Below are 24,176 nucleotides of genomic sequence, written 5' to 3' on the forward strand. Positions count from 1 at the left end.
CCACGATCGTGGGGACGGGCCCTTCCCGCGTCGTGGCCTACTCCGCGAACGCCTCCAGCGGCGGGCACGAGCACTGCAGGTTGCGGTCGCCGTAGGCCTGGTCGATCCGGGCGACCGGCGGCCAGTACTTGTCCGGGTCGATGCCGGTGGGGAAGACGCCCAGCTCGCGGGAGTAGGGCCGGTCCCACTCGCCCACGAGCGCACGCGAGGTGTGGGGGGCGCGCCGCAGCGGTGAGTCCTCCGGGGTCCACTCCCCCGCTGCCACCCGGTCGATCTCGCCCTTGATCGCGATCATCGCGTCGCAGAACCGGTCGATCTCGGCCAGGTCCTCGGACTCGGTCGGCTCCACCATGAGCGTGCCGGCCACCGGGAAGGACATGGTCGGGGCGTGGAAGCCGTAGTCGACCAGCCGCTTGGCCACGTCGTCGACGGTGACGCCAGTGTCCTTGGTGATCTCGCGGACGTCGAGGATGCACTCGTGCGCGACCAGGCCGTTGTGCCCGCGGTAGAGCACCGGGAAGTGCTCACCGAGCCGCGCCGCGACGTAGTTGGCGGCCAGCACCGCCGTCGCGGTGGCGCGGATCAGCCCCTCGGCCCCCATCAGCCGCACGTAGGCCCAGGAGATCGGCAGGATGCCGGCCGAGCCGTACGGCGCCGCCGAGATCGGGCCGATGCCCTCGCGCCTCGCCGGGTCCGGGTGCATGCCGTGCGTCGGCAGGTACGCCGAGAGGTGCTCGCGCACCGCCACCGGACCGACGCCGGGGCCGCCGCCGCCGTGCGGGATGCAGAAGGTCTTGTGCAGGTTGAGGTGCGAGACGTCCCCGCCGAACTCACCGGGACGGGCCCACCCGACGAGCGCGTTGAGGTTGGCTCCGTCGACGTAGACCTGGCCGCCGTGGTCGTGCACGATCTTGCAGAGCTCGGTGATCCCCTCCTCGTAGGCGCCGTGGGTCGAGGGGTAGGTCACCATGATCGCGGCGAGGGTGTCCGCGTGCTCCTCGCAGCGGGTGCGCAGGTCGTCGAGGTCGACGGAGCCGTCCTCGTTGGACCTCACCACCACGACGCGCATCCCGGCCATGACCGCCGAGGCGGCGTTGGTGCCGTGCGCGGAGCCGGGGATCAGACACACGTCGCGCTGGGTGTCGCCGTTGCCGCGGTGGTAGCCGCGGATCGCCAGCAGCCCGGCGAGCTCGCCCTGAGAGCCGGCGTTGGGCTGGATCGAGACCCGGTCGTAGCCGGTGACCTCGGCCAGCCAGGCCTCCAGGGTCGAGACCAGCTCGTGGTAGCCCTCCGCGTCCTCGGCCGGGACGAAGGGGTGCAGGTCGGCGAAGCCCGGCAGGCTCACCGGCTCCATCTCCACGGTGGCGTTGAGCTTCATCGTGCACGAGCCCAGCGGGATCATCCCGCGGTCCAGCGCGTAGTCGCGCCCGGAGAGCCGGCGCAGGTAGCGCAGCATCTGGGTCTCGGAGCGGTAGGAGTGGAAGGTCTCGTGGGTCAGGTAGTCGGTGGTCCGAGCCAGGGCGGCCGGCAGCGCGTCGGCCGCGTCGTCGGCGCACGCCGCCGGGTCCGTGACCCCGAACGCGCTCAGCACCGCGGCCAGCGTCTCCTCGGTGCTCACCTCGGAGAAGGACAGCCCCACGGTGTCGGCGTCGACGCGCAGCACCTGCAGCCCCTGCTGGCGGGCCGCGGCCACGACCTCGTCGGCGCGCCCGGGCACCGAGACCCGGATGGTGTCGAAGAAGGCGCCGGTGGGCACCTCCAGCCCGGCCGAGCGCAGCGCGGCGGCCGCCCGCGCCGCGAGCCCGTGGGTCCGCTGCGCGATGGCGCGCAGCCCGTCGGGACCGTGGTGGACGGCGTACATCCCGGCGACGACGGCGAGCAGCACCTGCGCGGTGCAGATGTTGGAGGTCGCCTTGTCGCGGCGGATGTGCTGCTCGCGGGTTTGCAGCGCCAGCCGGTACGCCGGGCGGCCCTCGGCGTCGATCGAGACGCCGACCAGGCGGCCGGGCAGGTGCCGCTCCAGGCCCTCGGACACCGACATGAACCCGGCGTGCGGGCCGCCGTGGAAGAGCGGGACGCCGAAGCGCTGCGAGGAGCCGACGGCGACGTCGGCGCCCAGCGTGCCGGGCGACTCGAGGACCGTGAGCGCCAGCAGGTCGCAGGCCAGCACGGCCAGTCCCCCGCGCTCGTGCGCGGCCTCGATCGCCGGGCGCGGGTCGCGGACCTCGCCGGAGGCAGCGGGGTACTGCACCAGCACGCCGCAGACCTGCTCCAGGCCGTCGGGCAGACCGGCGGAGACGTCGGCGACGACGACCTCGATGCCCATGGCCTCGGCCCGGGTGCGCACGACCTCGATGGTCTGCGGCAGCGCGTCGGCGTCCACGACGAAGGGTCCGGCGGACTTGCGGTTGGCCCGTCGTACGAGCGTCATCGCCTCGGCCGCAGCGGTGCCCTCGTCGAGCAGCGAGGCGTTGGCGGTCGGCAGGCCGGTGAGGTCGCCGATGACGGTCTGGAAGTTGATGAGAGCCTCGAGCCGGCCCTGCGAGATCTCCGGCTGGTACGGCGTGTAGGCGGTGTACCAGGCCGGGTCCTCCAGCACGTTGCGGCGAATGACCGGCGGCGTCGTGGTGCCGTGGTAGCCCAGGCCGATCATCGGCTCGGCGGGGCGGTTGCGCGCCGCGAGGTCGCGCAGCTCACGGGCGACCTGGGTCTCGGTGGCCGCCTCGGGCAGCGAGAGCGCGGCCGCGGAGCGGATCCCGCTGGGGACCGCGGCGCTCATCAGCGCCTCGAGGGAGTCGAAGCCGACCGCGGCGAGCATCGCCTCGACCTCCGCGGGACGGGGGCCGATGTGGCGGTCGGCGAAAGCTGCGCTCATGGGTGAAGGGCTCCTGGGAGTGGGCGTCCGGGTTCCCTCCCCCTCTGTCACGCACGCGCTCCAGAGTCGCCTGTCCTGCGCGGTCCGGGTGCCTGAGAGGTTCCGGGGAGGAATTGCCCCTTCGGCGCCCCCTGCCCGACGGGCGGCAGGAGGACTCTCCCGCGCGGGATGGTCAGCTGTGCGGTGAATCTACCAGTGGGACAGGTGCGGAACGCAGCGATCCCGTGCCGGCGAGCGGCACGGGATCGGTGTCGGAGGTACGGGTGCCGGGCCCTCTGGTCCGGCGGCGCGAAGGCTCAGCCGGCAGAGCGGGCGGCCCGACGCGCGGCCAGCTCGTCGTTGGCGCTGGGCTCGGCGGTGGCCTCCTCGCTGGTGCGCTCGGAGGGCAGCTCGGCGAGGGTGCCCTCGATCTCGCGCCAGACACCGCCGATCGCGATGCCGAAGACGCCCTGGCCACCCTGCAGCAGGTCGATGACCTCGTCGTTGGAGGTGCACTCGTAGACCGAGGCGCCGTCGCTCATGAGGGTCACGCGGGTCAGGTCGTCGGTGCCCCGCTCACGCAGGTGCGAGACGGCGGTGCGGATCTGCTGCAGCGAGATGCCGGCGTCCAGCAGCCGCTTGACGACCTTGAGGATCAAGATGTCGCGGAAGGAGTAGAGACGCTGCGAGCCCGACCCCTTGGCGCCGCGCACAGTCGGCTCGACCAGGCCGGTGCGGGCCCAGTAGTCGAGCTGGCGGTAGGTGATGCCCGCGGCGTTGCATGCCGTGGGACCGCGGTAGCCGAGGTCGCTCGGCAGGGGCGAGACGTCGTCGGTGAAGAGCAGTCCCTGCTCGTCGGCGGCCTCGGCCGCACGTTCCACGTCGACGCTGTCGCGCAGTTCCTGCTCGTGCTCGTTCACGCGGTCCTCCGGGGGTCTACTCCGTTGGGCGTAGCTCCGGGGAAGGGTGCCGGCGGTCCGGGGTGAACCACGGCGGTGGAGTTACAACGAAGACAGTTCAAGGTAGGCGGTGCCGGGACACCGGTCAAAGAACTCCCCGGCGTGTCGAACCCTCAACCTGAGCCTGAGACTTTCCCGCCGAGCGGCACCCGGGTCAGTCGGAGGGGGCCTCGAAGTCCTCGGGGGTGACGTGGTCGAGGAACTCGCGGAACTTCTCGACCTCGTCCTCCTGCTCGGCCGGCACGGCCAGGCCGGCCTCGTCGAGGACCTCCTCGGCACAGACGATGCGGGAGCCGGTGCGCAGCGCCAGGGCGATGGAGTCCGAGGGGCGCGCGGAGACCTCGGTGCCCGAGGCAAGCACGAGGGTGGCGAAGAAGACGCCGTCGCGCACGTCGGTGATCCGCACCTCGTCGAGGGTGTTGCCGGTGGCCTCGAGCACGTCCTTGAGCAGGTCGTGGGTCAGCGGCCGCGGCGGGGTCACGCCCTGCTGGGCGAAGGCGATGGCCGTGGCCTCCACGGCACCGATCCAGATCGGGAGGTACCGGTCGCCGGCCACCTCGCGCAGGAGCACGATCGGCTGGTTCGAGGGCATCTCGACCCTGACTCCCATGACGTCGACCTCGCGCATGCCACCACCCTACGCGCACGTCCACGACGTACGGCGGGGACGGGCCGTGACCTCGATCAGCGCGACAGGCCGGACTTGACCAGCGTCGCGTGCAGCCGCACCGACAGGGCGGCGATCTCCGAGGCGGCCTCGGCCACCCGGGCGCTCGCGGCGGCGTCGCGGCTGCGCTGCAAGGGAGCGACGGCCTGCTGGACCAGGCCGACCTCGCGGTCGGCAGCGGCCTTGTAGGCGCGCAGGTGGCGCGGCTCGATGCCGTAGTCGGCCAGCTCGCGGGCGGTGCGCACCACCACCAGGGCGTCGGTGTCGTAGTGCCCGGTGCCCGGGCGCGGACCCACGAGGCCGAACTGCTCCAGCTGCGCGAGCAGCTCCTCGCCGACCTCGGCGACCTTGAGGAGCTCCTTGCGCGAGAGCCTCAGGTCGTCGGTGCGCCGGAAGGACTCCGGGCTCGGCGTGCCGTCGGCAGCGAGCGCCACCGTGGGCACCGTCGGCACGACCGGCTCGATCGGCGGCGGCTCCAGGCCGCGGTCGATCGCGTCGAGGTGCTCCCCGATGACCTTGAGAGGGAGGTAGTGGTCGCGCTGCATCCGCAGCACGTAGCGCAGCCGCGCCACGTCGGCGTCGGAGAACTTGCGGTAGCCGGCGGGCGTGCGCTCGGGCTTGATCAGCCCCTTGTCCTCGAGGAACCGGATCTTCGGGATGGTGACGCCCGGGAAGTCGGGGCGCAGCTGCTCGAGCACCTGCCCGATGTTCATCCGGGCAGTGCTCGACCCGAGCGGGGCGGTCGAGCCGGTCACCACGCTCAGCCCTGGACCTCGTGGCCGGAGAAGAAGACGAGGCGGTACTTGCCGACCTGCACCTCGTCGCCGTCCTTGAGCTGCACGGTGTCGATCCGGTCGCGGTTGACGTAGGTGCCGTTGAGGCTGCCCACGTCGGAGACGGTGAAGGTCGAGCCGTCGCGCTTGAACTCCGCGTGCCGGCGCGAGACCGTCACGTCGTCGAGGAAGATCTCGCTGTCGGGATGGCGACCCGCCGTCACCGTGTCGGTGTCGAGCAGGAAGCGGTTGCCCGACCCGGGCCCGCGCTGCACCACCAGCAGGGCGTGGCCCACCGGGAGCGCGTCCACGGCGGCGGCGTCGACCGGGTTGAGCTGGCGGTCTGAGGTCTCCACCCGCGCGTCGCCGGCCGCGATCGAGATCGTCGCGGTCGTCTCGCCGCGCGAGGCCTCAGGGGCGGGGTCGGCGGTGACGAGCCGGGTCCCGCACTGGGAGCAGAAGCGGGCGTCGTCGGGGTTCTGCCGGCCACAGGCGGTGCAGAACGGCATCGGGGTCTCCTCGTGCTGCGCTGGACGATCCGGTCGCGGAACCCTCACCGCCGGGTGGAGAGTGAGGGTTCCGCCGAACCTACCAGTGATGGAGGGTCGGGCAACCCCGGACCGGGGAACCCGCTCGGGTGGCGCGAGGGCTGGTCGACCGGTGGGTTCAGCCCTCGAGGGAGGCCTGGTAGGCCGCCGCGTCCATGAGCCCCTCGCCCACCTCGCCGGCGGGGACGACCTCGAAGAGCCAGCCACCGCCGTACGGGTCGTCGTTGACGAGCTCGGGGGTCGCGTCGAGCGCCTCGTTGCGGGCCACGACCTCACCGGTGACCGGCGCGTAGACGTCGGAGACCGACTTGGTCGACTCCAGCTCGCCGCAGGTACTGCCGGCGGTGACGCTCTCCCCCACCTCCGGCAGGGAGACGTAGACGATGTCGCCGAGGGCGTCCTGGGCGTAGTGGGTGATGCCGATGCGCACCGCGCCCTCGTGCTCGCCGGGGGTGCGGACCCACTCGTGCTCCGCGGTGTACTGCAGGTCGTCGGGGTACAAGGTGTCTCCTCCAGGTCGGGCTGTCCGGCGGGTCAGGCAGGTCGGGTGAGGCTACTGCGGCTGGGGCTACTGCGGGTCCACGGGCTGGGCGAACTCGGGCTCGACGGGCTGGCGCACCGACTCGATGTCGAGGGAGGAGAGTGTGACGACCTCCACCTCCGCACCGTCGTCCTGCAGGTCCACGCGCGGGCCCTCCAGGATCGACATCGCACCGGCGAGGGCGCTCGGGTCGCCGATCACGTCCACGACGTACGGCGCCGACAGCTGCTGCCCGTCGACCACGAGACCGCCCTCGGCATCGGTGAAGGAGGTCTGCGCGACGACCCGGACGGTGCCGTTGATCTGCATCGCCTCGGCCGAGGCGATCCGCAGGCCCTGCACCATGTTGAGCATCGTGTCGGCGCGGACCCGGCCGGTCACCTCGGTGATGGTGATCCGGATGCCCGGGCCGGTCACGGGCACCAGGCCGGCCAGGATGCTCAGGCTGTCGGCCTCGCTCGTCGCCTGCTCCAGGGCGACCCGCTCCGCATCGGTGTCGGAGACCAGCTCGTCGCGCGCGGTCTCGAGGCGGGTGATCTCGGCGCGCGCGCGGCGCGAGGCGCCGGCCAGGCCGGACAGGACGTTGACCAGGTCCTGCTCGCGGTAGCCGGCGTAGGTGTCGTCGTCCTCGACGGTCTGCACCTGCACGATGGCGGCGAAGGCCACGACCGCCAGCAGGACCGCGACGACGACCTGGCTGCGCGAGGGCCGCAGCAGCGCCCGGCGCAGGCGGGCACGCCCGGTCTCCTCCGCGGGCACCGGGTCCTGGCCCGACCCGGGGCCAGGGCTCGTCGGCTCAGGCATGGAACAGGTGCCGTCTGATCGCGGCGACGTTGGAGAAGATCCGGATGCCGAGCACGACGATGACACCGGTCGAGAGCTGACCGCCGACGCCGAGCTGGTCGCCCAACCACACGATGGCCGAGGCGATCACGACGTTGGAGACGAAGGAGACGACGAAGACCTTGTCGTCGAAGATCCCGTCGAGGTAGGCGCGCAGCCCGCCGAAGACGGCGTCGAGGGCGGCGACCACCGCGATCGGCAGGTAGGGCTCGAGGGAGAGCGGTACGTCGGGCTGGAGCAGCAGCCCCAGGGTGATCCCGACGAGCAGGCCGAGTGCGGCGATCACGGGGTGTCTCCCTCGGCTTCTCGGGGGTCGGCGTCGACGAGCAGCTCGGCGTGCCGCAGGACCCGGGGCGCCGCCGCTGGCAGGACCAGCTCCTCGACGGGGACCATCTCGAAGCCGAACCCGAAACGGGTGACCAGGTCTGCGACCGCCAGGCCGCTCGGGCTGGCCAGCAGGTCTGCCTGGAGGGTACGCCGGTTGCCGACCACCGAGAGCACGTAGGGGGATCGCAGCGGCTGGCTGTTGACGTTGACCACCGTGCCGGAGTTCTCGATGGCGGTGCGGACGGTCAGGCGCTCGCCGTTGATGCTGATCGCCTCGGCGCCGGCCTGCCACAGCCCGTTGACCAGCAGCTGGAGGTCGGTGTCGCGGATCAGCTCACCGCCTGCGGGGGCGTCGGTGATCGTGACCCGCGCGCCCTCCCCGCGCACCCCGATGAAGCCGGTGCGGACCTGGAGGCGGCGCAGCCGACCCTCGGCGGTGAGCCGGTTGCCGGTGACGGTGGCCAACAACTGCTCGCCGTCCTCGACCTCGCCGCGCAGCTCCTGGATCCGGTCCTGGAGGGCGGTGACGGTGTCACGGCGCTCGATGACGCGCTCGACCAGCACCACCCGGCTGGACTGCGCCTCGTCGGCGCCCCGGGCGGTCTGCACGGCCGCGGTCGCGACGAGCACACCGAAGACGGCGACCACGACGGCAGCGGTGCGGTGGGCCCGCACACCGCGCGGCGGCTCCTCCCCCGCGGTTGCCCGGCGCCGAGCCACGTGGACGTAGTCCTCGTCCAGCGACTGCTGGGTCAGCAGGTCCAGCAACGGGGTGGCCGCGCGGCTGCGCGCGTCGTCCACCGTGCCCGGGGCGCGCTGCTCGCGCGTCGCGGGCCCTGCGGGGGGCCGGTCGGTGCCGGGCACGGCTCAGGCCGCCGTACCGGATTGGCGCGCGCGGCGCGGCGTGGTCATGAGCAGCTTGCGCACCTGCCAGGCGTAGAGGACCCCGGCCCACCAGTAGAGGCCGACGCCCCAGATGGCGAAGGCCCAGCCGAAGACCTGGGCCAGGTCGGCGACCACGCCCTCGCCGTCACCGAGCAGCAGCAGCGGGAAGGCGTAGAGCAGGTTGAAGGTCGCGGCCTTGCCGAGGAAGTGGACCGGCAGCGCGCTGTAGCCGCGGGTGCGCAGCAGCGGCACGAGCAGCCACATGAGGGCGTCGCGCAGCGGCAGCGAGACCGCGAGCCACCACGGGATGACCTCGCGCAGGGCGAGCCCGACCACCACGGCCAGGATGTAGAGCCGGTCGGCCACCGGGTCGAGCACCTGGCCCAGCACCGAGGTCTGCCCCCAGCGGCGGGCCAGCCAGCCGTCGAGCCAGTCGGTGACGCCGGAGAGCACGAGCAGGCCCAGGGCCCAGCCGTCGGCCTCGGGGCCGAGCACCAGCCACAGGAAGACCGGGATGAGCGCGAGCCGGACGGCGCTGAGCAGGTTGGGCAGGGTCCACACCCCGGCGTCCGCCTGCCGCGCCGCGCTCTCCGTCACGCCCCGGACCCTAGGGCATGGGACCCGACGCGGACTGCGCGGCGGGCCCGGTCGGCGCAGGTGCGTCGGTCGGCTCGTCGTGGTGCGCGGCGTCGCGGATCTCGCCGACCAGCTCCTCGATGACGTCCTCGAGCGTGGCCAGCCCGACCGTCACCCCGTCGGGCCGCACGACGCGGGCCATGTGGGCGCCGCGGCGCTGCAGCTGCTCGAGGACGTCGTGGAGCAGGTCGCCCGGCGAGACCGGCGCGAAGGGGCGCACCCACTTGTCCTCGACCGGGCGCAGCCGCCGCTCCTCGTCGGGCTCCAGCACGTCCTTGATGTGGAGGTAGCCGACCAGCTCGCCGGTGTCGGAGGCGACCGGGAAGCGGCTGAAGCCCGTCGCCGCGCACAGCGCCTCGACGTCCGCGGCGCTGGAGCCGCGGGTGACGGTGGTGAGCGACCCGGCCTCGAGCAGCACCGCGTCGACGGTCTTCTCGGTGAACCCGAGGGCGCCGGCGAGGCGGTCGTACTCGTCGTCCTCCAGCAGGCCCTCGCCGCGCGACTCCTCGACCAGCGCCGCGACCTCCTCACGGGTGTACGCCGAGGACAGCTCGTCCTTGGGCTCCACGCCCAGCAGCCGCAGCGTGCGGTTGGCGACCGCGTTGAGCGAGACGATGAGCGGGCGCAGCACGGTGACGACCGCCAGCAGCGGCGGCCCGAGCACGAGGGCGGCCCGGTCGGGCCCGGCGATGGCGATGTTCTTGGGCACCATCTCCCCCAGCACCACGTGCAGGAAGACCACGATGGTCAGCGCGACCACGAAGGAGACCGGGTGCAGCAGGGACTCGCTGACCCCGGCGCGCTCGAAGAGCGGCTCGAGGAGGTGCGCCACGGCGGGCTCCCCGACGGCACCGAGCCCGACCGAGCAGATGGTGATGCCCAGCTGGGCGCCCGCCATCATGAGGGAGACGTTCTCCATGGCCGTCAGCGTGGTGCGGGCGATCCGGGAGCCGGACTGGGCCAGCGGCTCGATCTGGGAGCGGCGGGCGGAGACGAGCGCGAACTCCGCCCCCACGAAGAAGGCGTTGGCCGCCAGCAGCAGGACGGCGACGAGCAGCGCGGTGAGGTCGCTCATCGGTGCGCCCCCTCCTCGTCCGTGGAGTCCGTCGCGGCCGGGCCGAGCAGGCGCAGCGAGACGCGGTCGACGCGCAGGCCGTCCATGTGCTCGACGGTGAGGGCGGCCAGCCGCTCGCGGACCTCCTCGGGGTCGCTGCGGTCGGGCACCGCGACCTCGGCGACGTCGCCGCTCTCGGGCACCTTGCCGAGCACCCGCATCACGAGTCCGCCGACGGTGTCGTAGGCCTCGTCCTCGGGCAGCTCGATGCCGGTCAGGTCCTCGACCTCGTCCGGCCGCAGCATCCCCGACAGCGTCCAGCTGCCGTCGCGGCGCTGGCGGCCGCGGGAGCCGGCCCGGTCGTGCTCGTCGGCGATGTCGCCGACGATCTCCTCGATCACGTCCTCGAGGGTCACGATGCCGGCGTGCCCGCCGTACTCGTCGAGCACGACGGCCATCTGGAAGCCGTCCTCGCGCAGCAGCGACAGCAGCGGGTCCAGGCGCAGGGAGTCCGGCACCACGATCGGCTTGACCATGAGGTGCTTGACCTTGGTGGTGGCGCGCTCGTGCAGCGGCAGCGCCACGGCGTGCTTGACGTGGACGGTGCCGGCGACGTTGTCGTCCTCGTCGAGGACGGGGAAGCGCGAGTGGCCGCTGGCGCGGGTCAGGTCGATGACCGCCTGGGCCCGGTCGTTGAGCTCCAGGGAGAGCGTGCGCACGCGCGGGGTCATGATCTCGCCCGCAGAGCGGGTGCCGAACTCCACCGAGCGCTCCATCAGCTCGGCGGTGTCGGCGTCGAGGGTGCCCTCGTCGGCCGAGCGCGCGATCAGCGAGGCGAGCTCGGAGGAGCTCCGCGCCGAGCGCAGCTCCTCCTGGGGCTCGATGCCCAGGCGACGCACGATCTTGTTCGCGGAGCCGTTGAGGAAGCGGATCGGGTAGGTGTTGACCGCGGTGAAGAAGCGCATCGGCCCCTGCGTGGCCCGCGCGGTGGCCAGCGGCACCGCGATGGCGAAGTTCTTGGGCACCAGCTCGCCGAAGAGCATGGTCAAGATGGTGCTGATCACCAGGGCGAGCGCCAGCCCGACCGGGGAGACCGCACCGTCGGGCACGCCCGCGGCGGTCAGCGGGTCGCGCAGCAGCTCGGAGATCGCCGGCTCGGCGAGGAACCCGATGCCGAGGTTGGTCACCGTGATGCCGACCTGGGCACCGGAGAGCTGGGTCGACAGCGAGCGCAGCGCCCGCTGGACACCGAGCGCACCCTGGTCGCCCTCGGCGACGAGCTGGTCGACCTTGTTGCGGTCGACGGCCACGAGCGAGAACTCCGCGGCCACGAAGATGCCGCACGCCACCACGAGGAGCAGCGCGACGAGAAGGAGCAGGAGGGGGGTCATGGTCGCTCTCCCCTCGCCGGTGCCGCCTCAGCGCCGCGACGGGCAGATCGAGGGGCGGGGGGCGGGGAGAGCGGGCGACTTTGGGAGCCGTCCATCAGCGGAGCTCTGGGTCCTTTGCGTCAGGGGGTGCGGGCGCCGACCGGTGGCCGACGCCCGCCCAGTCTAGGGGGCGGCAGGGCACCGCCCACCGCCCCCGCAGCCGGGCTACTCGCCCAGCGTGATGTCGCACTCCTGCTCGGCGTGCTCGGAGATCGCGTCGGAGGCCTCCTGGAACTCCGGGCTGTCGAGCTCCTCGAGCGTGGGGCCGAGCTCCTGGAGCTTCTCCATGTCGACGCCCTCGGGGATCTCCCCGGTCATGACGTCGCCGAGGTCGTCGAGCTCCAGACCGGCGTCGGCGAAGGCGTCCTCGATCTGCTGGACACCCTCGTTCATGGTCGCCCACTCGTCGGCGACCTCCTCGGGGGCCTCCTCCGAGAGGGTCTCGAACGCCTCGAAGGCGGTGCTGAAGGCACCGGGGTCGCCCGCCTCCAGCGCGTCGATGTCCTCCTTCGCGGTGGACAGGGTGTCGCAGTAGGCCTCGATGTCGTCGCCACCGCCGCAGCCGGTGAGCGCGAGCGAGGCGGTGAGCAGGCCGGCTCCCAGGAGCGCGGCGGGTCGGGTCAGGCGTCGCTTCGTCGTCTTCACCCGGCTCAGCATGCCGTGTCCGGGTCCTCGGCGGGAGTCCCCCCGCCGAACGACGCCGAGACTCCCTCACCGTCCAGCACCCGGTACGGGGCCACGCCGGTGCTCGAGCGGCTCCGCCAGTCCGCCACCGGGAGCTGCTGCCGGCTCGCCAGCAGCAGGACGTTCCCGGGCCGACGCGCCCGCCTGGTGGCGGGCTCCATCCCCGCGGCCACGTGCGGCAGCACCGCGCGCAGCCCGGCCACCGCCGTGCGCACCAGCGGGAACGGAGCCTGGTCGGCGACGTTGAGCAGCGCCGACCCGTGCGGGGCCAGCACCCGCGCCACCTCGGCCAGCGCCGGGGCCGTGAGGAGCTCGGGCGGCACCCGCCCACCGTCGTACGCGTCGAGGACGAGGAGGTCCGCGCGGGCGTCGGGCAGGGCCGGCAGCCCGGTGCGGCCGTCGACCGGGCGGACCTTGATGCCGCTGCGCGGGGGCAGCGGCAGCTCGCGGCGCACCAGCTCGGTGAGCTCCTCGTCGGGCTCGAGCACGACCTGGGAGGAGCGCGGTCGGGTGGCGGCGACGTAGCGGGCCAGGGTCATGCCGGCGCCGCCGACGTGGACGACCCGCAGCGGCGTGCCCTCGGGCGCGAGCACGTCGACCAGGTCGCCGAGGCGGCGGACGTAGTCGAAGACGAGGCGTCGCGGGTCGCCCAGGTTGACGTGGGACTGCAGGTGCCCGTCCACGACGACCACGTGCCCACCGTCACCCGGCCTGATCTCGCGCATGCGGCCAACCTCCCACGCACACCGTCCCCGTCCGGGCATCATGGGGTGTCCGTCCACCGACGGCTCGACGCGCGACGAAGAGCGAGCATGAGCGCCACCTCCCCCGCCGGTTCCCCCGGCACCCCCTCAGCCGACGGCGGCTGGCAGGTGGTACCGCCCCTGCCCGCCGACCGTGGGCTGGTGGCGCGCCTGCTGGAGGAGTGCGTGCGCGAGGACCGCGCCCTCGCCGCACTGGCACCCGGTGTCGCCGACGGGACCCAGCGCGCGGGCGCCTGGCTCGCGAGCACCCGACCGGCCTGGTCCGGGGTCGTCGCGGAGCCGGGACGCTCGCCCCGTCGCCTGCTGGGGTACGCCGACGTGCTGGCCACCCCCGGCCCGACCCCCCGCCACCGGGTGCGGCTCGTGCTGCTCGCCGCAGCCGCCGACGGCACCCCGGTGGCCGGGCTGCTCCGCACCGCGGCCGAGGAGGCCGTCGCCGCGCTCGACGCCGCGCTCGACGCCGCGCTCGGAACGGCCGCCGCGGCCGTCTCCCTCCCCGACCCGGACGAGGCACCGCCCACCCGCTTCGCGGTCCCGGTGCCCGTGCGCCGACGCCCCGTCGCCGCCCTGGCCGGTGCCGCCGCGATCGTGATCGGAGGCGTCCTCGCCATCCTCGCCGTGCAGGTCGGGGTGGGTCCACTGGGCGGGGTCCTGCCCTTCCTCGCCCCGGACGACCCGTCACCGGTCTCGGGCACCGCACCCGAGAGCGACCCCGACGACCCGACGACGCCCGCTCCGGCCCAGCCCGTGGTCGGTGCCGGTGCCCCGATCGCCCCGCTCCCGGTGCCCGCGACCGGCGGAGGTGCCGGCGCCTCCGACGGCCCCGCCCCGAGTGGCCCCGGGGGTCCTGAGGCTCCCCCGTCCGGCCCTCCTCCCGCGCCTCCGAGTGAGCAGCCCGGCCTGACCTCCTCGCTCCTCGACCCGGTCGTCACCACCGTCGTCTCGGTCGTGGACAGCGCCACCGGGGGGACGCTCGCGCCGGTCACCTCGCTCGTCGAGGGCACCGCCGACGGCGCCACCGACCTGCTCGACGACACCGTCGACGGGGTGCTGGGCCTGCTGCCGGTCACGGCCCGCTGAGCAGCCCGCGCGGTCCGTCCCCGCCTCGGGCAGGATGGCCCCCATGAGTGCCTACTGGGTCAGCAGCTACCTCGAGATCACCGACGAGGCGAAGCTGCGTGCGTACGCCGAGCTCGCCGGCCCCGCCATCGTCTCCGCCGGGGGACGGTTCCTGGCCCGGGGCCTGCCCGAGGCGACGTACGAGGCCGGGCGCGCGGAGCGCTGCGTCATCATCGAGTTCGCCGACGTCGCGGCCGCCGTGGCCTGCCACGACTCCGCGGCCTACCAGGAAGCGCTGAGCGCCCTGGGCGACGGCGCGGTGCGCGACCTGCGGATCGTCCCCGGCGCCTAGGAGCGCCCGGCCGAGGTGACCAGCCGGGCCCGACGGCGTCGCCCGCCGATGCCGCGCACGGCCTCGCCGGAGACGAAGCGCGACGCGGCGCTGATCGCCCGCAGCCCGGGGTCGGGCTCCAGGCCGCGGCCCATCCGGGCGATCTGCGTCTCGTACCACTCCGACTCCCCCGCCAGGCCGGCGACGGTCGGCAGCGTGTAGCGCGGGAGGGGACGACCGGTCTCGCCGGCGAGCAGGCGGGCGGTGAGGTCGGGCTCGATCGCCAGCGGGCGGCCGAGACCGATCAGGTCGACACCGCCGTCGGCGAGGAGCGCCTCCATCGCCTCGCGGGTGCGGATGCCTCCGGTGAGCATCAGCGCCACCGAGCCGGCGCTCTCGCGGACCCGGCGGGCGAAGCCGGCGAAGTAGGCCTCCTTGTGGCTCCCACCGCCCGCAGCGGTGCCGGTGCCGAGCCCCTCGACCTCCCCGAAGAGCGCGGGGTTCTCGTAGGTGCCGCCGGAGATCTCGATCAGGTCGACGCCCTCCTCGACCAGCAGCCGCACGACCTGCTCGGCGTCGTCCTCGGTGAAGCCGCCGTGGCGGAAGTCGGAGGAGTTGAGCTTCACCGAGACGGTGAAGCCGTCACCGGTGGCCGCGCGCACGGCGCGCACCGACTCCACCAGGGCGCGGGAGCGACCGGTGAGGTCGCCGCCCCAGCGGTCGGTGCGCCGGTTGACGTACGGCGACAGGAACTGCGCCAGCAGGTACCCGTGCGCGGCGTGGACCTGCACGCCGTCCAGCCCGGCCTCCTCGCAGCGGCGGGCGGCGGCGCCGAAGGCCGCGACGATCGCCTCGACCTCGGCGTCGGTGAGGGCGCGCGGCCTGGCGAAGAGCCCCATCATCTTCACCGCACCGGCCTCGGCGCTGGGCGCCACCGGCCGCGAGGCCACGAAGCGGTTGGTCTGGCGGCCGGGGTGGTTGAGCTGGGCGATGACCGGGCTGCCGGCGGCCGCCTCGCGGACCCTGGCCAGGCGCGCCACGTCGAGGTGGGCGTCGGCCACGACGTTGCGGCTGCGCTCCAAAAACCGCCGGTCCACCATGAGGTTGCCGGTGACGAGCAGGCCGCCGGCCGCACCCGCGGCCCAGCGGCGGTAGAGCTGCTCCAGGGCCGGCGTCGGCTGGTTGTCGGCGTCGGCGAGGTTCTCGGTCATCGGCGCCTTGGCGATGCGGTGCGGCAGCACCAGTCCGCTGGGCAGGGTCAGGCGCGCGTCGAGGGTGGCCACGACGGGAGGGTAGACCGGCGGTGGTCGAGGCCCGCGGGACGACCGCGCACGTGGACGCCGACCGGGCGCCGACTCAGTCGGTGCTGACCGTGCGGCCGTCGAGGTAGGAGCGCAGCACCGAGGTGCGCGGGCTGCTGACCCGGCTCATCTGCTCCCCGTCGCAGCTGACGAGCGCCACCTCGATCCACTCCTCGCGCTGCACGAGCACCTCCCAGTGCCCGCCGGAGGCCTCCCAGCGCTCCAGCACCGAGACCAGTCCGCCGGGCGGGCCGGTCTCCGGCCTGCTGTGACCCTCGCGTGCGGCGTACCCCTGCGACATGCGGACCTCCTGGTGCTCTCCCGCTCCCGGCCCGGTCCACCCTGCCACCGCGCCGCCGCCCGCGCACGGGACCAACGACCCAGATCCGCCGGGACCCGCGCCCCTTCCCCTCGCGCCCGCGGCGTACGACGCTGGGCGCGACCCGTCCCGGACACCCACGTGGCCGGGACACGACGTGGGGAGGGCCGATGTCGACCACTGACCGGGGCGCGCGGGTCGACCGGCCCGGCGCGTCCGACCGGGCCGCTGCGGCGCGCCCGGCGAGCCCTGCTCGTCCTGGGCGACCCGGCCGGCTGGTGCCCGACCAGCACGGGGCGTGGGCGTTCCTGGCGCTCCCGGTGTTCCTCGCCGCACCCGCGCTGTCGTGGCACCCGGCGCTGGTCCCCGTGGTGCTGGCCTGGGTGGCGGCGTACCCCGCAGCCTGGGCGCTCACCGGCCGGCTCACCGCGCCGCGCCCCCACCGCTTCGACCGGGCGCTGCGGCTGTGGCTGCCGCTCGCCGGCGTGGCCGCGGCCGCCTCGGTGGCTTGGCGGCCCTGGCTGGTCTGGGTCGGTGTGCTCTACGGCCTCGGGTACGCCGTCTCGCTGACCTACGCGCGGGCCCGGCGCGAGCGCGCGCTCGGCAACGACCTGGTGCTGGTCGCCCAGTGCGCGCTCATGGTGCCGGTGCTGGTCGGCGTCGGTGCACGCGGCGGCTGGGTCCCGCCGTGGCCGACGTTCGACGGGACGCTCGCCCTGCTGACCGCCGTCTGCGCGCTGGCCCTGGTCGGTTCGACGCTGCACGTGAAGTCGCTGATCCGCGAGCGCCGCCGCCCCGGGTTCGCCCGGGCCTCGCGGTGGTTCTCGCTGGCCTGCCTGGCCGCAGCGACCGGCCTCGCCGTCACGGGGACCCCGTGGCCGCTCATGCCGGCCACGCTCGCGGCCCTGCGGACCCACCTGCTGCGCGACCCCTCGCTGCGTCCCGGCCGGATCGGCATGGTCGAGCTCGGCGTGCTGGTGGTGCTCGCCGGCAGCGCGTGGTGGGCCTGACCAGGCAGCACCAGCCTCGCCCGGGCAGTGGCCGGGCAGGTCGTCGCCTGCGGGGCTCAGCCGCGTCCGAGGACCGTGCGCACGGCGACCACGCCCAGACCGGCGAAGCCCGACCAGGACGACGGCAGCAGGGCCAGCGAGAGGTGGTCACGGTTGCCCGTGGCGGGGGGCGCGGCAACCCCGTGGCACGCTGCCCGGTGGTCCTCGAACCGTCGCTCGAGCCAGCCGAGCATGACGGGGAACCCCAGCAGCATCAGGCTGATGTGCTCGCTGGCCCCGTCGCGCAGGTAGAGCACGTCGGCACCCCGGTCGGCGTATCGCTGCACCTGGCTGTCCACGTCGTCGACATCGATGATCTGGTCCCACCGGGACTGGACGACCAGCAGTGGACAGGTCGGGGCGTGGTGGCCCAGCCGGAGGTCGTCGAAGACGTGCAGGACCTCGGGGAGCGCCAGGACGTCCGCGAGCGGGGAGTCGAGGTAGTCGTCGAAGTCGTCGAGCGCGTAGCGCAGGCACGCCTCGGTCGTGGTGAGCTGCTCCAACCGGTCCAGTCGCTGCCTGCCCTCGCTCGACGCGTGCTCGCGCACCACCTCGGCCAGCCCCGGGTAGACGTGTCGCAGCCCCGCCACCACGAGGGCGGGCAGACCGGCGAAGAATCCGCCGTTGAGCTTGATGAACGCCTCGCCGGGGTCGCCCACCGGCGAGCCCAGCACGGCACCGACGATCGGCAGCTCGGGGGCGTGGGTCGGGGCCATCTCGGCGGCCCACGACGTCGCCATGCCCCCACCGGAGTAGCCGAACATCCCGACCGGCAGGTCGCCGGGCAGGCCGGCGTCCTCGAGGGCCAGGGCGGCCCGCACGCCGTCGAGGACCCGGTAGCCCGGCTCCCTCGGAGCTGCGAACGTGCCCAGCCGGCCCTCGTGGTCGCAGGCGCTGACGGCGTACCCGAGGTCGAGCAGCCGCGCTATGAGCAGGATCTCGAACTGCGGCAGCGCGCCCCAGGCGCGGGCGCCGGCCCGCAGCGCGTAGGACGGGAAGCACCGGTCCGAGACCGCGTCGATCGCGCACTGGTAGGCGACCAGCGCGGTCGGCACCGCTCCCCTGCGTCGCATCACCGTCGTGACCGCCACCTCGGGCTCACCGTGCAGGTCGGTGCTGCGGTAGGCGACCTGCCACGCCTCGATCCGCTGCTGCGGCACCAGCCCCAGCAGCGCGACCCGGACGCGACGGCTGCGGATGACTGCTCCCGGCGCCAGCTGCGCGAGCCCGGGCGGCGTGTCGAGGAAGTCGTCCTCGTGGGGACGCCGCGGCGCCTGTCCACGGGCGTCCTGCGTGCCACCGGTGGGACCGGGAGCCGGCAGGCGCGAGGCCCGGACCGGGCGGGCGGATCGAGGAGTCACGGGCTGACGCTAGGCGATGTGGTCGGCGGCCGGCGGTGCGACCCGAGAACAGGCAACTCGCCACCGCCTCCGCGACCGACGTCCGTGGGACCGCTTCGTCCTCGAGATGGCCGCCCTCGACCGCTGATCGCGCAGGCACTGGTCACGCACGCCCCCAGCAGAGAACCGGGGCGATCCGCGGGGCCCCGGTTGCGTGTCGCCGCAGGCGCCGGGACGAGCGAGAGGCCGCCCCCGCGGCGGGGACGGCCTCTCGTCTCGATCGTGTCCGGTCGGGCTGACAGGATTTGAACCTGCGACCCCTTGACGCTGACCATGCGGTCGGCGCCCACTTGGCGAAGCGTGCCCGAATAGGTCCTGACCTGCCGAAACAGCCGCATTCGGGCATGCAGTCGCTTGCGCTGATGGGGACGCGTCTGCTCGATCTCGCGGGGGTTTACGACCAGTAAACGTCCACGGACCCTGCAACAGCGGGATCAGCGCCCGCATCGGCACCTCGCCCAGTATCAGCTCGTCAGCTTGCGTACGAGCTTCTTGTTCGCGAACTCGTCGAGCCCGAACCGGCCGAGCTCGCGCCCGACCCCCGAGGCCTTGACCCCACCGAAGGGCAGGTCGGGAGCACTCTTGATCGTGGTGTTGATGCCCACCATCCCGACGTCGAGCTGGTCGGCGACCTGACGCGCGTGGTCCTCGTCTCCGCCGAAGACCGCGGCACCGAGGCCGAACGGCGAGTCGTTCGCGACCGCGACCGCCTCCTCAGCGGACCTCACCCGGTAGAGAACGGCGACCGGACCGAACAGCTCTTCCTGGTAGGCACGCATCGTCGTGTCCACGCCGGAGAGCACCGTCGCCGGGTAGTACGCGCCCGGTCCGTCTGGTGCGGATCCGCCAAGATGCACGGTCGCGCCCTTGGCCACGGCGTCCTGGACCTGCCCCTCGAGGTCGGCGCGCCCGGCCACGGAAGACATCGGACCGAGCTTGGTCTCGTCCCGGGCGGGGTCGCCGAGCTGCCAGGACGCAGCCTGACGGAGGAACTCCTCCAGGAACGAGTCCCAGACGGCGTCCTCGACGATGATGCGCTTGGACGACGTGCAGGCCTGTCCGGCGTTGGCGAAGCGGCCCGTCGCGGCCTCCCGGGCTGCAGCGGCGGGGTCCGCGTCGGCCAGCACGATGAAGGGGTCGGAGCCGCCGAGCTCGAGCACGCACTTTTTCATGTGCGCTCCGGCCACGCTGCCCACCGCCTGGCCGGCTCGCTCGGAACCGGTCAGCGAGACGCCCTGGACGAACGGGTGAGCGATCATCCGCGCGACCTGATCGTTGGTGGCGAAGACGTTCTGGTACACGCCCGCCGGCGCGCCGGCGGCCTCGACGAGGTCGGCGATCGCGAGCGCCTGCTGCGGGCAGTTGCTCGCGTGCTTCAGCAGGATCGTGTTGCCGAGGAGCAGGTTCGGCGCGACGAAGCGGGCCACCTGGTAGTGGGGGTAGTTCCAAGGCATGACGCCGACGAGCGCGCCGATGGCCTCGGTGCGCACGACCGCGCTGCCCTGGCCGGCGATGTCCAGCTGCTCCTCCTCGAGGAACTCCGGTCCCTTCGCGGCGTAATACTCGAAGATGGAGGCAGCCAGGGCGACCTCTCCCCTCGCCTGGGCGACGGGCTTGCCCATCTCCGTGGTCATCAGTGCAGCGAGCTCCTCGGAGCGCTCGCGGTAGGTGTCCGCGATCCGCTGCAGCAGGCCGGTGCGCTCCGCGACGTCGGCACGCCGCCAGGCGCCGTACGCCGTGTGGGCTGCCTCCACAGCCGAGTCCACCTCGGCATCGGTCGCGCTGTCGAACTCCTTCACCACCACACCGGTGGCAGGGTCGGTCGAGACGTACTTGCTCACTTCTCCGCTCCCTTCAGGACGATGCGGCCGGTGACGCCACCGGCGGCGAGCCGGTCCAGCGAGACCGTCACGCCAGCGAGGTCGAGCGGCGCGTCGTGGACCGGGATGCGCGGGATGTCGCCCCGCTTGGCCAGCTCGACGACCTCGTGGAGCTCGGGGAGGGTTCCGACGAAGCTCCCCTGGATGGTGATCATCTTGAGCGCCAACAGGGCGGTGGGGATGGTCATCTCGCCTCCGAAGAGACCGACCTGCACCATGTGGCCTCCCTTGGCGAGGGCCTCGAAGGCGACGGGCGCGGTGTGGTCGTTGTTGACGAAGTCGATCACGGCGGGCACCGGGCCACCCGTCGTCGCCAGCAGCTTCGCGGCCACGTCGTCGCCCTCGGCCGTCACCGTGTGAGAGGCGCCGAGCTCCTGCGCGGCTGCGAGGTTGGCGGGCGAGGTGTCCACGGCGCAGATGGCGCGGTGGCCCAGGGCGCTCAGGGTCGCCACGGCCGTCAGGCCTACTCCCCCGACCCCGATCACCACGATCGGCGCGTCGGCAGGGAGCGGCAGCACCTTGCGCGCGGCGCTGTAGGCGGTCAGCCCGGAGCAGGCCATCGTGGCGGCCCAACTGAGGTCGAGGCCCTCGATGTCCACGAGGTAGCGGGGGTGCGGCACGAGCACCTGCTCGGCGTAGCCGCCGGCTCGGGCCACACCGATGTTGCGGCCCCTGGGACAGGCGTTCTCCCGGCCGTCCAGGCAGGGCGGACACTCACCGCAACCCACCCAGGGATAGACCAGCCGGGTGCTGCCCACCTCGACGTCCTGGACGTCAGGACCGGCAGCGATCACAACGCCCACGACCTCGTGGCCCATGACCAGGGGGTACGGCACACCGCGGTCGGTGAGGCGCATCTGGCCGCGCCGGCCCAGGTCGTAGTAGCCCGCCCGGAGGTGGGTGTCGGTGTGGCACACCCCGGACCGGACCACCTCCAGCACCACCTCGGTTCCCGTAGGCGCGGGCGTCGGGAGCTCGATCTCGGTGAGGTCTGTGGTGGTTGCCTCGGGTACGGCGAATGCGCGCATGGTTCCTCGCAGGTGTTCGTGGGTGGATGGGATCGACCAGTCGGCCGGGCCCCATGAGGCCGGCGGCGGCCGCCGGATGGGGGCCGCCGCCGGATGTGTCAGGCGAGTGCTGGCTGGACGGCGGGGGTGAACTCGAACCCCTTGAAGCCGGCGTCCTCGACCTCGTCGAGCTGGGCGCGGTAGTTGGCCAGCCCGCCGATGTAGAACATGACGGTCTTGGTCTTGCCGGGCACGTTGGCGCCGAAGATCCAGGAGTCGACCTTCGGGAACAGGGTCATGTCGGCGATGGTCTGGCAGGTCTCGGTCCAGGCCTGCTCGGCCTCGGCGGACGGCTCGACTGCGGCGTCACGCTCCTGCGCCTCGGCGACGAGCTTGCCGATCCACTCGACCTGGGTCTCGATGCTCGGCGGAAGGTTCGTGAACGGACCGTTGGGACCCAGGATCATGAACATGTTGGGGAAGCCGTGGGTGGTGATCCCGAGGTAGCTGGTCGGAGCGTCCGCCCAGGCCTCGTTGATCGTCCGGCCCTCGCGTCCCCGGAGGTCCATCGCCATGTAGTTGCCGTCGACGGCGTCGAACCCGGTGGCGAGGATCAGCACGTCGAGCTCGTGGAGCTTGCCGTCCGCCGTGCGCACGCCCTCGGGCACGATCTCGACGATCGGGTGGGTCTTGAGGTCGGCGACGGAGACGTTCTCGCGGTTGAAGGTCTCGTAGTAGTGGTTCGCGCACAGGGGGCGACGGGCGTAGAGGTCCGTCGGCGTGAGGATGCGCGCCTTCTCCGGGTCCTTGACGATCTCCTTGATCTTCGACCGGATGAAGGACGCCGCGGCCTCGTTGGCCTCGGGGTCGGTCGCGATGTCGCAGAACGTGCCGAACATGAAGCGGAAGCCGCCGCCGATGTCCCAGTTCTCCTGGAACACACGCTGCCGCTCTTCCTCCGAGACGCTCATCGCGGGCACGGCGCTCTCCTCGAAACCGAAGGCCACCACCGAGCTGCGCACCTGGTCCCAGATCCCGTCGAAGTCGCCCTTGATGGCGGCGACCTCCTCGGGGGTCATCGGCCGGTCACCCGCAGGCACGCTGTACTGCGGAGTGCGCATGAAGACCGTCAGGTGTTCGACCTCGGGTGCGACCGCCGAGATCACCTGCTGGCCGGTGGACCCGTTGCCGATCACGCCGACTCGCTTGCCGGCGAACTCGTGCTCGTCGGGCCAGGCGCCGGTGTGGATGATGTCGCCGGCGAAGGTCTCGATGCCGGGGATGTTGGGCATGTTGATCTTCGAGAGCAGGCCCAGCGCCGTGACGACGTACGTCGCCGTGACCGTCTCGCCATGCTCGGTGGTGACCGTCCACCGGTTGGTCGCCTCGTCGAACACTGCCGCGGCGATCCCGGTCTCGAGCTGGATGTCCTTGGCCAGGTCGAAACGCTCCACGACGTGCTCGAGGTAGGCCAGGATGTCGGCCTGCTTGAGGTAGCGCGTGCTCCAGTCGTAGTCCTGCAGCAGGTCCTTGTCGAAGGAGTAGCGGTAGACGAAGCCCTCGGTGTCGGAGAGGGCGCCCGGGTAGCGGTTCCAGTACCAGGTGCCGCCGACGCCGCCCGCGCGGTCGTAGGCACGCACCGAGAGGCCGAGCTCGTTGCGCAGCTTGTGCAGCATGTAGATGCCGCCGAAGCCGGCGCCGATGACGATCGCGTCGTAGTCGACAGGAGCGGTGGCGTCCGGGCCGGGCCCGGTCGTGGTCAGGGTGGTCATGGGAGTCTCCGTGAGGGTGTCGGTGGACGTGGCCCGGCGGTCAGCCGGCGTACCACTTCGCGATGGCGGCGATCTGGTCGTCGGCGGCAGCGGTGCGGCCGGCGTTGAACGGGAAGACGTGCTGCTGGCCGTCGACGACGGAAAGGGTCACGTCGACCCCTGCGGCGGTGGCCAGCTCGTCGAGGCGCGTGGCGTTGTCGAGCAGCGACTCGTCGCCGCCGGCGGTGATGTAGAGCCGCGGGAAGCCGACGTAGTCGCCGTAGAGCGGGTTGGCCAGCGGCGCCGTGGGGCTGGTCTGGTCGCCGAGGACACCGGCGATCATGCCCTCGAGGAGCCCGACAGTGATGAGCGCGTCGGTGGCGTCGTTGGTCACCAGCGTCTCGCCCTTGTTCTCCATGTCGAGCCAGGGCGACAGCGCGATGACCGCACCCGGCAGCGGCTTGCCCTGCTGCTTGAGGGACAGCGCCGTGGCGACAGCGAGGTTGCCACCGGCCGAGTCGCCGATGGTGGTGACGTCCTCCGGCGCGACACCGCTCTCGACCAGCGCGTCGAAGACCGCGACTGCGTCCTCCAGGCTGGCGGGGTGCGGGTGCTCCGGAGCGCGTCGGTAGTCCAGCACGAAGGAGGTGACGCCGAGGGCCTTGGCGAAGTGGCCCGCCAGCTTGCGGTGGCTGGATGCCGAGCCGACCGCAAAGCCGCCGCCGTGGGTGTAGAGCAGGACCTTGGACTCGTCGGCACCGGCCGGGTGGACCCAGATGCCGGGCACGCCGCCGACGACGCCCTCGGAGTACGTCACGTCGGTCGGCTCGGCGGTGGGCTGGTGCCACTCGTCGAAGATGCTGCGGAACAGGCGGATCGTCAGGTTCTCGGTGGTGGCCAGGATGTCCGACCAGTCGGCGTAGAGCGCCTTGAGGGGATCCTGCTCGACTCCGGCGACGGGCTGCTGATCACTCATGTCACTGCTTCTTTCTCTGGTGTGGTTCGCCTGGGATGGCTGGTGTGATCAGCGACACTAGGTTTGGCGCGACGACACAACCTGTACCGATGTGGAACACCTCACTCGACACCTCGCCGAGGGACGCTGGCGTGACAC

General features: G+C 72.9%; 25 protein-coding genes and 1 riboswitch. Of the genes, 4 read left to right on the plus strand and 21 right to left on the minus strand.

Going from position 1 to position 24,176, the window contains the following annotated elements:
- Positions 1-37 precede the first annotated feature (37 nt).
- From gcvP to gcvH, 6 genes are all read right to left on the minus strand, one after another.
- Positions 38-2,875 carry an aminomethyl-transferring glycine dehydrogenase gene (gcvP, locus tag Q1V71_RS08085; protein WP_300642748.1) on the minus strand — a complete coding sequence of 946 codons (2,838 nt, stop codon included), beginning with the start codon at positions 2,873-2,875 and terminating at the stop codon, positions 38-40.
- Between the two features lie 70 nt (positions 2,876-2,945).
- Positions 2,946-3,047: riboswitch (glycine riboswitch) on the minus strand.
- A 124-nt stretch (positions 3,048-3,171) separates the two neighbouring features.
- Complete coding sequence (locus Q1V71_RS08090; RefSeq protein WP_367280133.1) at positions 3,172-3,753, minus strand: MerR family transcriptional regulator; 582 nt, start codon at positions 3,751-3,753, stop codon at positions 3,172-3,174.
- A 214-nt stretch (positions 3,754-3,967) separates the two neighbouring features.
- Positions 3,968-4,441 carry a bifunctional nuclease family protein gene (locus Q1V71_RS08095; RefSeq protein WP_300642751.1) on the minus strand — a complete coding sequence of 158 codons (474 nt, stop codon included), beginning with the start codon at positions 4,439-4,441 and terminating at the stop codon, positions 3,968-3,970.
- Positions 4,442-4,497: 56 nt separating this feature from the next.
- Entirely contained in the window at positions 4,498-5,193 is a 696-nt protein-coding gene (locus tag Q1V71_RS08100) for a MerR family transcriptional regulator (RefSeq protein ID WP_300642753.1), read from the minus strand.
- Positions 5,194-5,240: 47 nt separating this feature from the next.
- Entirely contained in the window at positions 5,241-5,762 is a 522-nt protein-coding gene (locus Q1V71_RS08105) for an FHA domain-containing protein (protein ID WP_300642754.1), read from the minus strand.
- A gap of 157 nt (positions 5,763-5,919) precedes the next feature.
- Positions 5,920-6,303, minus strand: coding sequence for a glycine cleavage system protein GcvH (gcvH, locus tag Q1V71_RS08110; protein WP_300642756.1), 384 nt, complete (start codon positions 6,301-6,303; stop codon positions 5,920-5,922).
- Between gcvH and Q1V71_RS20040 the strand changes: the two genes are divergently transcribed.
- Positions 6,278-6,352 (plus strand): hypothetical protein, encoded by a 75-nt coding sequence (locus tag Q1V71_RS20040; RefSeq protein WP_367280134.1) that lies wholly within the window; start codon positions 6,278-6,280, stop codon positions 6,350-6,352. The genes gcvH and Q1V71_RS20040 overlap by 26 nt on opposite strands.
- A 17-nt stretch (positions 6,353-6,369) precedes the next feature.
- Here the strand turns inward: Q1V71_RS20040 and Q1V71_RS08115 are convergent, their stop codons facing one another.
- The 8 genes from Q1V71_RS08115 to Q1V71_RS08150 all read right to left on the minus strand — a co-directional run bounded on the left by Q1V71_RS08115 (position 6,370) and on the right by Q1V71_RS08150 (position 12,926).
- On the minus strand, positions 6,370-7,146 hold the full coding sequence (locus tag Q1V71_RS08115; RefSeq protein ID WP_300642758.1) for a DUF881 domain-containing protein: 777 nt from the start codon (positions 7,144-7,146) through the stop codon (positions 6,370-6,372).
- Entirely contained in the window at positions 7,139-7,471 is a 333-nt protein-coding gene (locus Q1V71_RS08120; RefSeq protein WP_300642760.1) for a small basic family protein, read from the minus strand. Before Q1V71_RS08120 ends, Q1V71_RS08115 begins: the two co-directional genes overlap by 8 nt.
- Entirely contained in the window at positions 7,468-8,376 is a 909-nt protein-coding gene (locus Q1V71_RS08125) for a DUF881 domain-containing protein (RefSeq protein WP_300642762.1), read from the minus strand. The genes Q1V71_RS08120 and Q1V71_RS08125 overlap by 4 nt, the downstream gene beginning before the upstream one ends.
- Positions 8,377-8,379: 3 nt before the next feature.
- The gene (locus Q1V71_RS08130; RefSeq protein WP_300642764.1) at positions 8,380-8,994 is read right to left on the minus strand and encodes a CDP-alcohol phosphatidyltransferase family protein; all 615 of its coding nucleotides are present in this window, start codon (positions 8,992-8,994) and stop codon (positions 8,380-8,382) included.
- A gap of 10 nt (positions 8,995-9,004) precedes the next feature.
- Positions 9,005-10,108: a hemolysin family protein gene (locus Q1V71_RS08135; RefSeq protein WP_300642766.1), complete on the minus strand. Its 1,104-nt coding sequence runs from the start codon at positions 10,106-10,108 to the stop codon at positions 9,005-9,007.
- Entirely contained in the window at positions 10,105-11,478 is a 1,374-nt protein-coding gene (locus Q1V71_RS08140; RefSeq protein ID WP_300642767.1) for a hemolysin family protein, read from the minus strand. The genes Q1V71_RS08135 and Q1V71_RS08140 overlap by 4 nt, the downstream gene beginning before the upstream one ends.
- A 204-nt stretch (positions 11,479-11,682) precedes the next feature.
- Positions 11,683-12,162: a hypothetical protein gene (locus tag Q1V71_RS08145; protein ID WP_300642769.1), complete on the minus strand. Its 480-nt coding sequence runs from the start codon at positions 12,160-12,162 to the stop codon at positions 11,683-11,685.
- Positions 12,163-12,167: 5 nt separating this feature from the next.
- Positions 12,168-12,926: a spermidine synthase gene (locus Q1V71_RS08150; protein ID WP_300642771.1), complete on the minus strand. Its 759-nt coding sequence runs from the start codon at positions 12,924-12,926 to the stop codon at positions 12,168-12,170.
- Between the two features lie 87 nt (positions 12,927-13,013).
- Here Q1V71_RS08150 and Q1V71_RS08155 point away from each other — a divergent pair, with 87 nt between their 5' ends.
- Positions 13,014-14,045 carry a hypothetical protein gene (locus Q1V71_RS08155; protein WP_300642773.1) on the plus strand — a complete coding sequence of 344 codons (1,032 nt, stop codon included), beginning with the start codon at positions 13,014-13,016 and terminating at the stop codon, positions 14,043-14,045.
- Between the two features lie 43 nt (positions 14,046-14,088).
- Positions 14,089-14,376: a DUF1330 domain-containing protein gene (locus Q1V71_RS08160; RefSeq protein WP_300642775.1), complete on the plus strand. Its 288-nt coding sequence runs from the start codon at positions 14,089-14,091 to the stop codon at positions 14,374-14,376.
- On the opposite strand, the gene Q1V71_RS08165 is transcribed toward Q1V71_RS08160, so the two are convergent.
- On the minus strand, positions 14,373-15,638 hold the full coding sequence (locus Q1V71_RS08165) for an NADH:flavin oxidoreductase (RefSeq protein WP_300642776.1): 1,266 nt from the start codon (positions 15,636-15,638) through the stop codon (positions 14,373-14,375). The genes Q1V71_RS08160 and Q1V71_RS08165 overlap by 4 nt on opposite strands.
- Positions 15,639-15,711: 73 nt before the next feature.
- On the minus strand, positions 15,712-15,957 hold the full coding sequence (locus tag Q1V71_RS08170; RefSeq protein ID WP_300642778.1) for a hypothetical protein: 246 nt from the start codon (positions 15,955-15,957) through the stop codon (positions 15,712-15,714).
- Positions 15,958-16,145: 188 nt separating this feature from the next.
- Between Q1V71_RS08170 and Q1V71_RS08175 the strand changes: the two genes are divergently transcribed.
- A complete protein-coding gene (locus Q1V71_RS08175) occupies positions 16,146-16,985 on the plus strand; it encodes a YwiC-like family protein (RefSeq protein ID WP_300642779.1) in 840 nt (279 codons plus the stop codon).
- 56 nt (positions 16,986-17,041) lie between these two features.
- Here Q1V71_RS08175 and Q1V71_RS08180 read toward each other — a convergent pair whose 3' ends face one another.
- The 5 genes from Q1V71_RS08180 to Q1V71_RS08200 all read right to left on the minus strand — a co-directional run bounded on the left by Q1V71_RS08180 (position 17,042) and on the right by Q1V71_RS08200 (position 24,038).
- Positions 17,042-18,385, minus strand: a complete 1,344-nt coding sequence (locus tag Q1V71_RS08180) for a lipase family protein (RefSeq protein ID WP_300642781.1) — start codon at positions 18,383-18,385, stop codon at positions 17,042-17,044.
- 503 nt (positions 18,386-18,888) lie between these two features.
- Complete coding sequence (locus tag Q1V71_RS08185; protein WP_211731740.1) at positions 18,889-20,265, minus strand: NAD-dependent succinate-semialdehyde dehydrogenase; 1,377 nt, start codon at positions 20,263-20,265, stop codon at positions 18,889-18,891.
- A complete protein-coding gene (locus Q1V71_RS08190) occupies positions 20,262-21,332 on the minus strand; it encodes an alcohol dehydrogenase (protein WP_211731739.1) in 1,071 nt (356 codons plus the stop codon). Before Q1V71_RS08190 ends, Q1V71_RS08185 begins: the two co-directional genes overlap by 4 nt.
- 98 nt (positions 21,333-21,430) lie before the next feature.
- Positions 21,431-23,083: an NAD(P)/FAD-dependent oxidoreductase gene (locus Q1V71_RS08195; RefSeq protein WP_211731738.1), complete on the minus strand. Its 1,653-nt coding sequence runs from the start codon at positions 23,081-23,083 to the stop codon at positions 21,431-21,433.
- Between the two features lie 40 nt (positions 23,084-23,123).
- The gene (locus Q1V71_RS08200) at positions 23,124-24,038 is read right to left on the minus strand and encodes an alpha/beta hydrolase (RefSeq protein WP_211731737.1); all 915 of its coding nucleotides are present in this window, start codon (positions 24,036-24,038) and stop codon (positions 23,124-23,126) included.
- Positions 24,039-24,176 lie beyond the last annotated feature (138 nt).

This window comes from Nocardioides sp. (assembly GCF_030149505.1).
Classification (GTDB): Bacteria; Actinomycetota; Actinomycetes; order Propionibacteriales; family Nocardioidaceae; genus Nocardioides.